Raw genomic sequence first — 14,570 nt, 5'->3', positions numbered from 1 at the left:
AAGGCTCGGGCACTGCCGAAATCGTCAAGTTCGAGATCGGTGACCATTTGCGCCCTCGACGTTAACTGAGGTTGCTCCAATGAAGAAGCTCACTCAGGAGGAAATCACAGGAAAATTGCACCAGAACTACTTCCCTTGCGGTCCAGAACTGGGGCGGTTGTCCGATCCACTCACTGATACGCCTATGCTGGTCACGCTGGAGCAGTTGCGGCCCTACGAACACAACCCGCGATTCATCCGTAACCCGCTGTATGACGATCTCAAGGCCTCCATCCGTGAACGCGGGCTGGACCAACCTCCACCGATTACCCGCCGCCCGGGTGAAACCCACTTCATCATCCGCAACGGCGGTAATACACGCTTGGCGATTCTGGGCGAGCTGTGGCAGGAAACCCGCGACGAGCGTTTCTTCCGCATCCATTGCTTGTTCCGACCCTGGACCGATGAAATCAGCGCCCTACTCGGCCATCTGGCCGAAAGCGATCTGCACGGTCAACTCACCTTCATCGAACGTGCTCAGGCAGTGGCCAAACTCAAGACCATGCTTGAATCAGATGACGCAACACTCTCGCAACGTGAGCTGGCACAACGTCTTGCCGCTGGAGGCTATCCGATTTCGCAGTCGCACATCAGCCGGATGCTGGACACCCTTGAACATCTTCTGCCCGCCATTCCACAAACCCTGTATGCCGGGTTGGGAAAACCAAAAATTGAACGCCTGATTGGTCTGCGCAGACAGGCTGAACGAACCTGGAATCGTTATCCAACCGACGCCATCGCTTTTCCCGAGTTTTGGCTCGACACCCTAGAGCAATTCGATGCCGATCCAGAGTCTTTCGACCTTGAGCAAATCCAGGATGAACTGCTCGAACGCATGAGTCGCTTAGTCGGACAGTCCTACCGCATGTTGGCCCTGGAGCTGGGCGACACCCATCGGGTTATCCAGACGCCCGGCGTAATCGTCACGCCCCCGCAGAACAACCTACTGCCGAGCGTTGATGAGCCCGCGGCCGAACCTCCTCCACCCGAGCCGCATCCCAAATCAGCTGAAACCGGGGCGCAGACCGAAACAGAGCGAGAGGAGCAGTTCACGCTGCCCGAAACGAATGTCGCATCAGCAATCAGCCCTCCGTCACGTGTCCAGCAGATCCGCGAACAGATTGATCGCGCCACTGCCACCGAACCATCACAGATCGTCGAAACCTGCCCGATCGACGACATCTGGATCATCGCACCAACACTGGATACCCCTGAACAACTGCGTTTAGCCATTGCCGGCCTGGCTAGGGAAATGGCGGCCTACGCCGGACATCCCGAGAGCATCATCGATCAGAAATGTGGTTTGGGCTTCGCCCTCAACATGGAGCAACTAGATCTTGCAGCACCTCGTGCAACCAGCATTCACTTGATGCTCCTGGCCCTGCTGCGTGCCCAAGACGAAGTAAACTGGGCGGATCGCAAGCAATTGCCCTCAGCCCTGTTCGGGCAACTGCTATTGGGAGTTTATCAACTCCCGCTGGCAGATCGTCCCGCCATGGACGTAGGGCTGGAGCGACTGCCCGACAGTCTGTTAATCAAACTGTATCGTCTCATTCGCTTAGCCCGGCGCTTGATCGACTTATCGATTTCCGTTGAAGTCGACTCACCAAGGGAGGAGCCATGAACCTGTCCTTCAATGTGCTCAACCAGGCCATGCTGACTCAGGTCCTTCACGAGTTGCGCCTGGGTAACCTGCAACGCTGCAAAGCACTCGGGCTGGATGAAGAGGACATTTACCTATTGCAGTCCTTACCGCCCACCACGCTGTCACGCCTGGCCCACGCCACCGTCCCCTGGGTTGAGATCAGGATTGATTCGCCGGTGCTGCATCGATTGATCGACCAGGCCGAACGCGACGAACAGAATGAGCGCTTAATCAACCGAGCGCTAAAGCTCGGTGCCAGCAGCACCATCATGTATCAGTGCTTCGGCTTGGCGCATTCGGAGACCGCCCTGCGCCGACGGCTGCTCAAGATAGAAACCCGTAAAGGCCGCCCCCAAAACTTGAGCGAAGCGCAGGAACATGCGCTCTGGCATCGTTGGTGCCAGCTACGCGCTGAGGACGGTGCTGAGGATCAGCTCGACGCCATGATGATGTTGGCCGAGGAGCAACAGATCAGCCTGACCATCGTTTGGCAGCAAATCGACCATTACAACAACGGAACATGAGCACTGTCCCGTCCGGTCGCTGGCAACGCGTCCTGCAGCAATGCACCCAACAACTAAGTGAACGCTGGCCTGCACACCCGACCACCGAACCACCTTCCAACCAAGCTCTCCAAGCTGGCTTTCTGTTCAGTGGCCAATCACACGAAGTCGTACCGCGTCGTCTGCTCCTGGATTGTCGGCTAACGCCGTTGGAACGTAATGCATGGCAAGTCTTTCGACTCATGCTGCAAGGCCATGGCGTGGTCACGCCGCGTTATGAAGATCTGCAACCTTACCTGTCGAGCGTACCCTATGGTGTATCTGCATCCCGTGAAACCATCGCTCGCGTCTTGACGATGCTCAGGTTGACGCGCTGGCTTAGTTTGGTAAGCCGTGGTCGCGATCAGCTCAGCGGACGCCTACAAGGTTCTCTTTACGTCCTGCACGATGAACCGTTAACCCCCGCCGAAGCCATGGAGCTGGATCAGGATTATCTGGAGCTGGTCGGCCATGCCCTCTCTCACGCGACCAAGGCTGTGCGAATTGTCGCTCGGCATGTGTTGGAAGAAATTCGTCAGGACACCGATATCGATTTGGGTCAACTCCCCACCCGGCTCGACAGTTGGGGCGACCATTGGACAAAACAAGGATTGGATAAGGCGCCCAATGAAGCGTCACACGATTCCGAATTGGGTGGCGACCACCTCGTTCGGAATCGTGTGGAACCTCGTTCGGATTCCGAACCGGGTCTGAACGCCAAGGTTTCCGGCAGCGTTCGGAATCCGAACACTGCCTGTACTGTATTTAAAGAAAGTATTTGTACGGTACCGCGCGCGACCCCAGCGGTGGACAACCTGCACTGGCCTGATCCGCTGTACCTGAGTCCGAGCGAGCGGCAGGCCGTCACCGTGACGCTGAACAAGCTGAAACCAGCAGACCGGCAGGCGGTGCTCAACGAAGCGGCCGCGCGGTGTGCGGCAGGTAGCGTCCGCAAACCGGCGGCGTATCTGATGGGCCTGATCCAGCGGGCGCTGAAAGGCGATTTCCGCCCTTGGGCAGGTCAGGCTGAATCGTTACCCGTTGCAGAACCGCCACCCGCTTCCCCGCGCCAGCTTAGGAAAAAGGGCGAACCCGCCTCTGCCCTCGCCCAAGCGTGCCTGGATGAACTACGCCAGCTGCGTAGCAAACGCCCTGGACGTCAGTAGATTTGATGCCACTGGCATCACTAGCGAGCGTCTCGAAAATCAACCGTCTCGAACCAAATCGAACAGACAGCATTCAGCTTTTCGGATGTCCTTTACCTTCGTCTGTCGCAACGTTCCCGTCCAAGCCTATGCGAGGACGACACCGTGGCCGATCACTATCAGCTCAACCTTGGCTCATTGCGCAGCAGCATCACCCTGACACTGCACACCCACCACGCCGCCCGAATCTGGCAAGGTCGAACCGCACGCGAAGGCGTCCACTCGATCATGGGCATGGCGGGCTACATCAGCGTCACTAACCTGATCAAACAAGCCGCAGCGCAGGACGATCCTTATGCCGACTGGGCGATCATGCAGCTCGAAGAAAAATTGATGCAGGCAAAGGCTGGGATGCTGGAACTGACCCAGCAGTTGGGCCGGATCAGACAGGACTTGCCGACACAGATCGACATGGGCGACAACCTCAACATCCATCCCGTCACCTTGCCGTTGTACATCGGCAGCCAGCTGGGCTTCCTCGCCGTCTACCTGCTGACTGACTACGACACCTTGGTGCGCCATACCTTGTTGGCCCATCACACCGCCTTGATCGGCCGCCGAGACATGGAAGCCTGGATAGACGACGGCGCCCATCTGCTGCGCAGCCTGTTCGGCCAGGCCCAGCGCTATCGGCATGCTGGCGTCACCCGTGATGACATGGCGGCGAACAACGCTCGTGCTCTGGCGGCAATCGAGAGAATGGGTTTGCCCCCTACGGACATCCTTGAGGGGCATCGCCGCTCTCAGTTCGCGCCGCCCATCGTTCGTCGTGGTGCTGTGGCAGTGGATGACGCTGACGCGTTGGCGGAGAACGCGGCAGAGCCATCTGCGACAGTAGATGAGCCGGAGGATGAAGTATGAAGCCCCTGATCCCGACTCAACCAATCCCCCTCGAAACACTCACGCCGGATGCCTATCGACACCTCGAACACGCTACCTCCCTAAAAGGCCTTTTAAAACCTTTTAAGGGTAAGGGGGAGTTGGAACTCCTGGCGCAGATGGCGAGGGAAATCGAGGCGCAATTATGTCACCTGATGGAGGCTGTGGCGCAGCAGGCCGGACAACCGCCTTACTCGCTGCTGGATATTCGATTGGTGCTGCAGAACACCAGTGCAGGCAGCACATTTTTGCGTTGGCGTACCCGAGACTTCGGCCGTATGGGGGTTGCGGTTTGGGAACGTCAGGCCTCCAACAAGGCCCTGCCGCAGTCCGTACGCGAGGAGCTGCATCGTTTCGAATGCGAGCGTATCGCACTGAACTTGCAGATGAGCGTGGTGCATTCGCTCTACCGTCAGGCTTCAACCTGCGCGATCAAAATGGCCAGCGCCGAACGGTTGCTGCGCCAGTTCACACCAGCAGCGGAGATATCACAATGAGTACTTTTTTCGTCGGCGAAGGCAACATCGGTAGTGCGCCAGAATTTCAGGAGTTCCCGTCAGGCAATGACGAGCCACGGCGTTTGCTGCGCCTGAATGTATACTTCGACAACCCCGTGCCACGCGATGGCAACTATGAGGATCGAGGCGGCTATTGGGCGCCGGTTGAGCTTTGGCACCGCGAGGCTGAACACTGGAGCACGCTGTACCAGAAAGGCATGCGCGTGTTGGTCGAAGGCCGCACCGTGCGCGATGAGTGGGAGGACAGTGAAGACAATGCGCGGGTCACCTTCAAGATCGAGGCGCGTCGTGTCGGCATCCTGCCTCATCGCGTGCAGAACGTGGCAATGCGGGAGCGCTCCAATGATCCAGCCCAATCTGCGGCTCACGTCGGGCAGGCTACAGACCAGACCAGCTCGCCTGCGTCGAAGTCCAAAAAGCGCAGAGGGCAGCCACCATCGGCATGACGGACTTGAGGCATAAAAATTGCGCCTTTGCGCGAAGTCCCCCCGGACTGTCGTTACTCGCTGCTCGTGAAGCACTGTCGTCCATGTGACTACAAGGTAGCCGCCTCGCCCCCATTCAAGGTCGCCCTCACCGACTAATATGAGGAACCTGCCATTCAGGTTTCTCATAGCTTGCCACTGCTGTTTCCAACAACGCTGCTCCGAACTCAACCCGGAGCAGTTCTATGCGTCTCTTTCTCTGCGAGAAACCCTCCCAAGGTCGTGACATCGCCAAGGTTCTCGGAGCCAGCCGACGTGGCGATGGTTGCTTGATCGGACGCGAGACAACCGTCACCTGGTGTATCGGTCACCTGCTGGAAACGGCCCCACCTGAAGCCTATGGCGATCAGTACAAAATCTGGTCGCTGGATCATCTACCGATCATTCCCGCGCAGTGGAGGGTTGAGGTCAAACCCAAGACTGTCGCGCGGTTCAAAATCATCAAACAGCTGCTCAGCGAAGCTACCACCGTCGTCATCGCCACCGACGCCGATCGCGAAGGTGAAATGATTGCCCGCGAGTTACTGGAGCTCTGCAACTATCGTGGCTCTGTTGAGCGCCTCTGGTTGTCGGCACTCAATGAGGCGTCGATTCGCAAAGCTTTGTCCTCGCTGAAGTCTGGTCAGGAGACCTTTCAGCTCTATCATTCAGCCCTCGCCCGCAGCCGCGCTGACTGGCTGATTGGCATGAACCTCAGTCGTTTGTTTACCCTCCTAGGACGGCGGGCGGGCTATGACGGCGTCCTGTCGGTTGGACGCGTCCAAACACCCACTTTGCGCTTGGTGGTTGAACGAGACCGCGCGATTGCCAGCTTCGTCTCTGTGCCGTACTGGGTGGTGGTTGTGCACCTGTCTTCAATGGAGCAACCCTTCATCGCGTCGTGGATACCACCAGGCTCAGGACGTGACGAAGCCGGTCGCTGCCTGCAGCAGGCGCTTGCCAGTCAGACCGTCCAAGCGCTTTCTGGCAGCAAGACCGCCACCGTAGTCTCGCTGCAGACTGAGCATTTGCGCGAAGCGCCACCCCTGCCCTTCGACCTGAGCACACTGCAAGAAGTCTGTTCACGCAAGTTGGGACTCGGCGCTCAGGAAACACTGAACATCGCCCAAGCCTTGTATGAAACCCACAAAGCCACCAGCTATCCGCGCAGCGATTGCCGCTATTTGCCAGAGAGCATGTTCAACGAGGTAGCCGCAGTATTCGATGCCCTGCTCAGAATGGATGCCGCGTTACGCCCAGCGCTCGGAAGCGTCGATCGATCATTGCGCTCACGAGCGTGGAACGATGCCAAGATCACCGCGCACCACGCCATTATCCCCACCACCGAGCCGGCGAACCTTGAGCGGATGTCTGAACAAGAGCGCCAAGTCTACGAATTGATTCGTAGCCACTACCTAGCGCAATTTCTGCCGCATCACGAGTTTGATCGAACCGAGGTCGAACTGGAGTGCGGCGCCGAGCGTTTGACTGCTGTTGGCAAACGGATCCTCGTCCAAGGCTGGAAAGGCTTGCTCTCCGACAGCACCGAAGACGATGAACCCAGTCAAAAATCCCAGGTGTTGCCCGCTCTACAACAGGGTGTGAAGTGCACAGTGGACAACGTCGAACTCAAATCCATGCGCACCGCTGCGCCCAAACCGCTCACCGAGGGCGATCTAATTAAGGCAATGAAAAATGTGGCCAAGCTGGTCAACGATCCACGCCTGAAACAGAAACTTCGGGACACAACCGGTATCGGCACCGAAGCCACACGTGCCGGTATCATTAAGGGGTTGATTGATCGCGGTTATTTGTTGAAGAAAAAAAGAGCTTTGATGGCCTCCGCAGCGGCCCATACCCTGATCGAGGCGGTGCCCGCTGCAGTCGCGGATCCGGGTATGACAGCAATCTGGGAGCAGGCTCTGGATGAAATCGAAGCGGGACGTCTGACCTTGGATGCATTCGTTGCCAAGCAGGCGCACTGGATTACGCAGCTGATCGCAAACTGCGGAGCGCTCACTTTGTCGGTACCGGTCGAAGCCGGGCCGGCTTGCCCCAATTGCAATGCCTCAATGCTCAGGCGTAAGGGAAAATCAGGGCCGTTCTGGTCATGCTCCCAGTACCCGGACTGCAAAGGCACTGTGCCGATCAGCAAAGGTACGCGTCGTCCATGAGGCGCCATTGGCGTTCACATGAACCCCGGGAGTGTTGTCAGTGCATCATCAACGGCGCCTGATCCTTCTCCAACTCGTCTAGCGGTCGTCCGATTTCACGGGCCAAGGCGATGCCTGTCGCGATCCATATCTGCCCCAGTTCGTTGAACGCTTTCAGGTGAGCAGGATCTTCGTTTAGCCAATGAACAAGGCTGTCGAGATGTTCGGGGCTATTAGGGCAGTCATGGATCTTGATGAACAGCTCCAGTGTTCGATCCCAGATCAGGTCCATGTCGTTCTCGCGCGGCTCATCCATGCTCAACCTTTCCTCCGTTTGGCCCTATCAGGCCACTCAGTCCCGCTGGTCACTTCGGCCTCTGATTCCTGGAGGAATAGATGTCACGTCGCGACAAACAGCTATTTCAGTCAATATAACAACCCTATAAGTCGATACTCAACCGCTAAGGATGTTCATGTCAACGGGTCTTTGCTCAACCATTCGGGTTGAATTGGAGAACTCATCACTTGGCACATAAACATCCAACCCAAGCCCAAATCGGACGCATGATCGCGAAGCACCGCACTCAGCGTAATCTGACCCAGGAAGAGGTCGCTGAACGCCTAGGGATCGGCAGCGAAGCCATTTCGCGCCTTGAGCGGGGTGTGGTGGAGCTTTCCGTGATCAAGCTGATGCAATTGGCGGACATCTTCGACTGCCGGATGGATGAACTGTTGACGGAGTCAAGCAATCGCCCCAACGACCAGGGCCAGATGATCGCGGGCCTGCTGAGCGGCCTTCAAGAACGCGACCGTGCCTTTATCCTGACGACCGTCGAACAGCTGGCCGCTCATCTCAGTAGCAAATAACCGCTTCGCCCACTGGCTTGACGTCGTCACACCCGCTCTGCTGTAGTGCCTCAGGATCATCGCTACGGCGACCCAAGACCGATTCGCTCCGGGTAGCTCGGTCGGACTCCCTGAGTTCGGAGCCTTCTCTTCTGCGGAATTTCATTCCCGCTTTGTGCTCGACCGGATTAATGTGGCGGATGACCACTGTTGCTTCTGCCAGGCAGCAGCGGTCATCCGCTACCGCGATCGCATTCAGTCCCGGAGCCCGCCGGGGAAATACTGGGCACCCTTTGTGCGCGGATGCGTGCCAGCGTATTCCGACCCAGGCCACGATAAGGGTCGGTTGGCGAATCATGGCCCAGTTAAATCAAGTTTTGCGAGGAGCTTGTCGACTGCGTCAGACCGCCTAAGGTGGCTTTTCTATTCCTCGCCTGGCCCCTAGCCAGGCCCATTCTTCGCTTTCTTCAGTCCAGTAATTTCCCCTGTATTCCGGCCATAAAAAAACGGCTTGGGGTATCTTGACGCGCCCCTATGACAGGCTTATACAAAAGGTGTGGTTCGCTGTCGTTGACAGCCCAGCCCAGGTAGCTTGAACCTTCAAGGCTACGCCACGCTCGTGGTGGTTTACCCTAGTGCGATCAGCATTCGGAGGCTCGCACGATTACCGCGTCAGCGGTGATGAATGCCCACTACCCTAGGTCCGCAGACCTGCTGCGGATTTCTCCTCTGCTGCACCTCTATTCTCCAGGCGCATCGAACTGATGGTCATCGACTTGCCGGTGACGAGTCGTTCATCGCTCGCCTTCACCTTACCCACCCTGACGGGGGCTCACTTCCCCCTCAGGGGGCTGTGCGTCGCCGTTTTCCCTTGAAACAGGAGAACCACCATGGCCCACACCAACCAATCCCAAGAAGCGACCACTTACTTCAATCTGCACACCGTCGGTATCGGCTACCTCAACCGTGTTCGTGAAGTACAAGTCCGCCGCGGCCAGCCGTTCATGGCCTGCGATATCGCAGCCCTGCACGGTGCCACCGATGCAGTCGAGTACACCCGCTTCGACTGCAAAGTCGCTGGAGGCGAAGCTGAACGCTTGATTCGTCTCTATATGGACGCCGTCAAAGCCGAGGAAAAGGTCTTGCTGTCGTTCCGTATCGGCGACCTGTGGATCGACCCATTTCTTTATGAGAAAGGCGATAAACAAGGCCAGCCGGGTGCCAGCCTGAAAGGCCGTCTGCTGTACATCGACTGGATCAAGGTCAACGGCACGTTCGAATACAAAGCGCCTGCCAGGCAGGAGGCAACAGCACCTGCTGAGCCCGCGCCAACCAGTGAGCCATCCTCCACGTCAGCTGATGCCGACGCTGAAGATACCGACAACCCAAAGGAATCCAGGATTGAACCTGAATCTCCATCCACTCCCCGCACGGCCCGCCGTGTCGCCACACGTACTGTTCAGCCCGCCTGAACAGTCCACGTTGTTTTACATCAAGGCGCTCAATCGAGCGCCTTTCCTTCAAACCGCACAGGAGAACCCACATGGAATCCTTCTGGCTTTGCGACGACTGCCTCTTCGCTACGGCTTACGAGGACTACAGCACGTTATCGCTCTACTACATGACGGATGAGATCGAGAAACGCATCGCCGGCCTCGATCTTGGGCTGGTTCGGCTAATGCCCATCAGTGCCGACTTCGACCCCGAAACTGGCCAGGGTATAAGACCTGCCTCTCCATTGCCCTGCGACGGTTGCGATTCACACCTGCACGGACAACGCCACCGATTCACTCGGCTGTAAACAGCGCGTCATCGGGCAATGCCTGTGACTCTATATCCACCTCGGGGACACCACTCCCCTCGGGTGTGTACCCCCGGATTATTTTCCTTCGGAGGTACCCCATGAGCACCCAACTTACCCTGATTGAAACCTCGGATGTCGAGACGGATCGTATCGCTCAAGAAAACCAGTTGATTGATGAAGCGCTGCGTATTCTGGATCGTCGGCTGTTCACCCGCGGCCCTAACCTGACGTCACCTGACGCCGTGGCCTCATACCTAAAACTGCATCTTGCACCACAAGAGCATGAAGTCTTCGGTGTGATTTTTCTCGATGCCCGCCATCGCGTTCTTGCGTTCGAGATCCTCTTTCACGGGAGCATCGATGGCGCCAGTGTCTACCCGCGCCAAGTCATCAAGCGCTCCTTAGCACATAACGCAGCAGCTGCCATTGTCGTTCACAACCACCCCTCCGGTTGCACGGAACCCAGCCTGGCGGATCGCGCGTTGACCGCACGGTTGAAAGAGGCCTTGGACTTGATCGAAGTTCGTGTACTGGATCACTTCATCGTCGGTGAGGGTCGTCCTCTCTCCCTTGCCGAGCATGGCTGGCTTTAGCCCCCCAAATAGGCGTCTTCGGACGCCTTGTTTATTCCCTTCTGGAGACCCTCATGACCCACTCATCCCAACCCCCAGCTCTGCCGGAAACCTCAAACCCATTTGCTCGCGGCTACGACAACTTTCATATCGAACGACTGCTACAGATCACCTACGCAAATGACTGCCCTCCCTGCTTTCGCCCCGTCCATGACTCACAAGTCCATCTGCCCGATGATGCGTTAGAACTGTACCCGTGCCTGTTCAATGACGATTTCACTCTGATTAGCGAGGGTCAGTCCATCCCGGATGAATTGGATGAACGCTTCCCGTCTACCGGACTAGTACGGCAAGTGATCTATGCCGTGACTGGTGAAATGCTAAACGATCGACGTCACGTCGGTGACCTGTACTCTCTGGAAGAAGCCCAGGCCATGGTCCATCGTTTGAGCTTCGACACAGGGCATTACAGTCGAGCCTGGGAGATCAGCACCGCACACCTCACTGACGAAGCACTGCGCCACTTGGAAGTCCGGGTTGGCAATTTCGACTCCAAGCCAACCGGACTGCTGTTTGAACCCTTTGCCCTGCCAGACTGCAATGGCGTCGGGTGTAAGCTGATCGGCACGCCCTGGACCGACGATAACTTGGTGAAGATCGAAGGCGCCCCTTACTCGTCGCTGAGGCAAGAGCAGCTCGACGCCGGTACGCCGGAGGCCTTGGTCAATGTGCTGTATCTCGCGGCATTGGCGGATGTAAGGTTGTTGATCTTCGACCCCGACGCTGCCGTCTTGGATGGGCTCGCCATTTTTGATAAATAGCAACGAGTTCAGCGTTAACACGATCCACCTTGAATCAACTTCCTCACTGAATCGCTCCTTCACCTCATGTCAGGTTCTGCACTGAATCTGACATGAGGTTTTTTCCATGGAGCGTTTTTTCACGCCTGTCTGCCTGCTGGGTTTGTTGAGCGCCTGCACTGCGCAAATCCCCAACCCTTTGCCCGCCAATCCTGAGATCGACAGTGGCTACAATCGGGCCCAGCACTCGAAGGGCATAGCCGAAGAAAGCCATCCGGCAGAGCTTCGTTATGGCCGCTACACGCTGGTCAGCACCGAGCCCACCACGGAACAACGCGATCTTCTCGCTCAAATCATTGACGTGAGCATTCCGTCCCACCTGAATTCTTCGGTACAGGAGGCGATGCACTACGTGCTGCAGCGCTCAGGTTATTCGCTCTGCCCTGCTGCCGAACCCGTAAAGATACTGTTTACCCGGCCTCTGCCCGCCGCCCATTACCGGCTCGGCCCGATCTCACTGCGCAACGCGCTACAAGTGCTGGCTGGCCCCGCATGGCAACTCACGACCGATGAGGTCAGCCGTTCGGTCTGCTTCGAACGGGAGAAAAGTGATAGTGGCAAGGTGCGGGTCACACCAACCTCGTCCCGTCAGTCGGAGGCACGCCTATGAAAGCCTCGACATTTCAAACCCTCATTGTCGGCTCACTTTGCCTGGCGGTCTCCGGACTGAGTGGTGGTTTGTATAACCAGTATCAACGCGTGACCGAGCTGGAAAATGCGAACGCCCAACGCCTTCAGACCCTGGATACCCTGCAACGTGATTCAAGCACCCTCTTGAATGCCCAGCAAAAGCTGCAGTACGCACTGAAAGACCTGAAGCAGATGGTCGATACCGGTGAGCAACAGGCCAATACCCTCGATCCGATGTTGGATCAATGGGCGCAAGAGATTCAGGAGCTACGCGACGGTCTGGCAGACCGTGCCACCGTAGCCGATATGATCGCGCTACGCGCACGGCTTGAGCACGTTGAGCAGCGACTCCTGGACCTCAAGCCCCAGTCATCACTCCCATCACCGACGCCTTCCTCAGCCAAGCCGAAAAAAGCCGCTCGCCCCAAGCCTGCCCCGCTCTCGCCGCCATTCTCAGTGCTGGGTGTTGAATCCCGCGGTGGCGAGCGCTTTCTGGCGGTCGCACCTCCTGACAGTCGCTCACTCAAGGATATCCAGTTGCTGCACAACGGCGAGCAGCTCGGCGCATGGCAGCTGAAGGCGCTGGAGCCGAACGCGGCCGTCTTCGCGGTGACCACTCAGCCAGACCAGACCGTGCAACTCCCTTGAGAAACGATCATGAACCGAGCGCTACTGTCCCCCGTCGTCTGTCTCGCTTCACTGCTTAGCACAGCCGCTACGATGGCTAACCCTGTCACGACACCGTCACGGGTCCAGGACACACAGCCCACTTCGCTGGGGCGCTCGCACTCCGAACAGGCGGCAAGCTGGGGTCTAACGGAGCAAGAGTGGACACGCTTCGAACAGATCCAAGCTGGCCCGCGTGGTTTCTGGAGTCCGACCCTCGATCCGCTGACTGCGCTTGGCGTCGAGGCAGCGACCGACCAAGAGCGCCAGCGCTATGCCGAATTGCAGGTAGCGCTGGAAGCCAAACGCGCCGAGCGCGAGTTGTCTTACCAAAATGCTTACACCGCGGCTTGGGCCAAGCTATTTCCTGGACTTTTGCCGATTCAGGGTATGGCATCCCCGCATCCTGCCAGCTCATCGCTAGAGCCGCGCCAAGCGCTGTTTGTCGAGGACCATTGCCCAGCATGCACCGCCGAAGCACAGCGTCTGCAAAGCAGTAATACGGCCTTCGATATCTACCTGGTGGGTAGCCAAGGTGAGGATGAACATGTCCGTGGCTGGGCCCGGCAAGCAGGCATTGATCCGAGCAAGGTCCAACGCCGGCAAATCACCCTGAACCATGATCGTGGTCGCTGGTTCAGCCTAGGTGCCCCGAGACCGCTACCCGTCAAATTTCAGCAGGTGAGTGAACAATGGCAACGCCTAGACTGAGTGGACTTGCGCTCATGCTGACGATGCTCGCAGCCCAGGCTGACGAGCTTCCGCCGCCTGCCTATCAACTAGCGGCGCATGACGCTGGCATCCCTTCAACGGTGTTGTTCGCGATTGCGCTGCAGGAGAGTGGTATCCGCGTCCGTGATCAACTGCTGCCCTGGCCCTGGACCCTGAACATCGCCGGAATACCTTACCGATTCACCACCCGAGCGGCCGCCTGTCACGCCTTGCTTCAAGCACTCGTTCGACATGCCGCCAAGCGGGTTGATATCGGTCTTGGACAAACCAATCTGGGTTACTACGGACAACGTTTTTCCAGCCCTTGCGAAGCCCTTGATCCTTACCGAAATCTCGCCGTGACTGCCGCACTGTTGCAGGAGCATCACGCCGCTACCGGTGATTGGGTGTTAGCTGCTGGCCGGTATCACCGCCCGGCAGGAGGAACGCCGGCCGCGCGTTACCGCGCCGGCTTTACCCGCCAACTCGACAAGCTTTCCTTCAAACAGGGCACACCACCATGAAGCGACTTATCAGTGCGTATCACTTCGCGGTGCTCTTGGCTGCGCTCGCCCAGCCGGAACTATCGTTTGCAGAAGTTCAGCCTGGCGGTTTCACCCGCCCCCAGTTTGAAGCTGTCAGGCCGCCAATAAACAACAAGACCCAGCCTGCTCGGGCCAGACATGCGGACCTATCTGCATTTGCCGATGAGACCTGGATACTGCCCGTGCGCAGCTCTCACTTGAGCCCAGGCCAAATCACAACCCGCACCTTGGACATGCCGGGCTTGCAGCCATTTTTCCTGGTCGGGGAGGATCCCCAATCGTTGGCTTGGCTGCATCAGCGTGCGACTGAACTGCAAGAAATGGGTGCAGCCGGGCTGGCGGTTGAAGTAACCGATACCGAAGCTTTAGCCCGAATTCGCGCAGCCGCGCCCGGTATCACAATCCTGCCGGTCAACGGCAATGACATTGCCACCCGCCTGCGGATTGAGCACTACCCCGTCTTGATCACTGCCACCTCACTGGAACAGTGA

At 57.8% G+C, this 14,570-nt stretch carries 18 protein-coding genes; 17 read left to right on the top strand and 1 reads right to left on the bottom strand.

Features of this window, described 5'->3' with window-relative positions; all coding sequences use genetic code 11:
- Window positions 1–79 precede the first annotated feature (79 nt).
- From J3P76_RS10360 to J3P76_RS10330, 7 genes are all read left to right on the top strand, one after another.
- Window positions 80–1,663, top strand: a complete 1,584-nt coding sequence (locus J3P76_RS10360) for a ParB family protein (protein ID WP_434701851.1) — start codon at window positions 80–82, stop codon at window positions 1,661–1,663.
- Window positions 1,660–2,208, top strand: coding sequence for a DUF2857 domain-containing protein (locus J3P76_RS10355; protein ID WP_434701850.1), 549 nt, complete (start codon window positions 1,660–1,662; stop codon window positions 2,206–2,208). The genes J3P76_RS10360 and J3P76_RS10355 overlap by 4 nt, the downstream gene beginning before the upstream one ends.
- The gene (locus tag J3P76_RS10350; protein WP_434701849.1) at window positions 2,205–3,392 is read left to right on the top strand and encodes an STY4528 family pathogenicity island replication protein; all 1,188 of its coding nucleotides are present in this window, start codon (window positions 2,205–2,207) and stop codon (window positions 3,390–3,392) included. Before J3P76_RS10355 ends, J3P76_RS10350 begins: the two co-directional genes overlap by 4 nt.
- Window positions 3,393–3,536: 144 nt before the next feature.
- Window positions 3,537–4,292, top strand: a complete 756-nt coding sequence (locus J3P76_RS10345; RefSeq protein ID WP_434701848.1) for a PFL_4669 family integrating conjugative element protein — start codon at window positions 3,537–3,539, stop codon at window positions 4,290–4,292.
- On the top strand, window positions 4,289–4,807 hold the full coding sequence (locus J3P76_RS10340) for a DUF3158 family protein (protein WP_434701847.1): 519 nt from the start codon (window positions 4,289–4,291) through the stop codon (window positions 4,805–4,807). The genes J3P76_RS10345 and J3P76_RS10340 overlap by 4 nt, the downstream gene beginning before the upstream one ends.
- Window positions 4,804–5,274 carry a single-stranded DNA-binding protein gene (locus J3P76_RS10335; RefSeq protein WP_434701846.1) on the top strand — a complete coding sequence of 157 codons (471 nt, stop codon included), beginning with the start codon at window positions 4,804–4,806 and terminating at the stop codon, window positions 5,272–5,274. Before J3P76_RS10340 ends, J3P76_RS10335 begins: the two co-directional genes overlap by 4 nt.
- 224 nt (window positions 5,275–5,498) lie before the next feature.
- On the top strand, window positions 5,499–7,466 hold the full coding sequence (locus J3P76_RS10330; RefSeq protein WP_434701845.1) for a DNA topoisomerase III: 1,968 nt from the start codon (window positions 5,499–5,501) through the stop codon (window positions 7,464–7,466).
- 37 nt (window positions 7,467–7,503) lie between these two features.
- Here the strand turns inward: J3P76_RS10330 and J3P76_RS10325 are convergent, their stop codons facing one another.
- Entirely contained in the window at window positions 7,504–7,761 is a 258-nt protein-coding gene (locus J3P76_RS10325) for a hypothetical protein (RefSeq protein ID WP_434562896.1), read from the bottom strand.
- 209 nt (window positions 7,762–7,970) lie between these two features.
- On the opposite strand from J3P76_RS10325, the gene J3P76_RS10320 reads away from it, so the two are divergent.
- The 10 genes from J3P76_RS10320 (at window position 7,971) to J3P76_RS10275 (ending at window position 14,570) form a co-directional block, all read left to right on the top strand.
- Window positions 7,971–8,312 carry a helix-turn-helix domain-containing protein gene (locus J3P76_RS10320; RefSeq protein WP_163854356.1) on the top strand — a complete coding sequence of 114 codons (342 nt, stop codon included), beginning with the start codon at window positions 7,971–7,973 and terminating at the stop codon, window positions 8,310–8,312.
- A gap of 869 nt (window positions 8,313–9,181) precedes the next feature.
- Window positions 9,182–9,763, top strand: a complete 582-nt coding sequence (locus J3P76_RS10315; protein WP_434701844.1) for an STY4534 family ICE replication protein — start codon at window positions 9,182–9,184, stop codon at window positions 9,761–9,763.
- A gap of 71 nt (window positions 9,764–9,834) precedes the next feature.
- Window positions 9,835–10,092: a hypothetical protein gene (locus J3P76_RS10310; RefSeq protein WP_434701843.1), complete on the top strand. Its 258-nt coding sequence runs from the start codon at window positions 9,835–9,837 to the stop codon at window positions 10,090–10,092.
- A gap of 101 nt (window positions 10,093–10,193) precedes the next feature.
- On the top strand, window positions 10,194–10,688 hold the full coding sequence (gene radC, locus J3P76_RS10305; protein WP_434701842.1) for a RadC family protein: 495 nt from the start codon (window positions 10,194–10,196) through the stop codon (window positions 10,686–10,688).
- 53 nt (window positions 10,689–10,741) lie between these two features.
- Complete coding sequence (locus tag J3P76_RS10300) at window positions 10,742–11,488, top strand: ABC transporter substrate-binding protein (protein WP_434701841.1); 747 nt, start codon at window positions 10,742–10,744, stop codon at window positions 11,486–11,488.
- A 106-nt stretch (window positions 11,489–11,594) separates the two neighbouring features.
- The gene (locus tag J3P76_RS10295) at window positions 11,595–12,137 is read left to right on the top strand and encodes a PilL N-terminal domain-containing protein (RefSeq protein ID WP_434701840.1); all 543 of its coding nucleotides are present in this window, start codon (window positions 11,595–11,597) and stop codon (window positions 12,135–12,137) included.
- On the top strand, window positions 12,134–12,805 hold the full coding sequence (locus J3P76_RS10290) for a chemotaxis protein (protein WP_434701839.1): 672 nt from the start codon (window positions 12,134–12,136) through the stop codon (window positions 12,803–12,805). Before J3P76_RS10295 ends, J3P76_RS10290 begins: the two co-directional genes overlap by 4 nt.
- A 9-nt stretch (window positions 12,806–12,814) precedes the next feature.
- On the top strand, window positions 12,815–13,534 hold the full coding sequence (locus J3P76_RS10285; RefSeq protein ID WP_434701838.1) for a TIGR03759 family integrating conjugative element protein: 720 nt from the start codon (window positions 12,815–12,817) through the stop codon (window positions 13,532–13,534).
- Window positions 13,516–14,058, top strand: a complete 543-nt coding sequence (locus J3P76_RS10280; RefSeq protein ID WP_434701837.1) for a lytic transglycosylase — start codon at window positions 13,516–13,518, stop codon at window positions 14,056–14,058. Before J3P76_RS10285 ends, J3P76_RS10280 begins: the two co-directional genes overlap by 19 nt.
- A complete protein-coding gene (locus J3P76_RS10275; protein ID WP_434701836.1) occupies window positions 14,055–14,570 on the top strand; it encodes an integrating conjugative element protein in 516 nt (171 codons plus the stop codon). Before J3P76_RS10280 ends, J3P76_RS10275 begins: the two co-directional genes overlap by 4 nt.

This window comes from Pseudomonas sp. D1-36, assembly GCF_051132205.1.
Lineage (GTDB): Bacteria > Pseudomonadota > Gammaproteobacteria > Pseudomonadales > Pseudomonadaceae > Aquipseudomonas.
The sequence above is the reverse complement of the archived record's forward strand: the minus strand, read 5'-3'. Positions and strand labels throughout refer to the sequence as shown.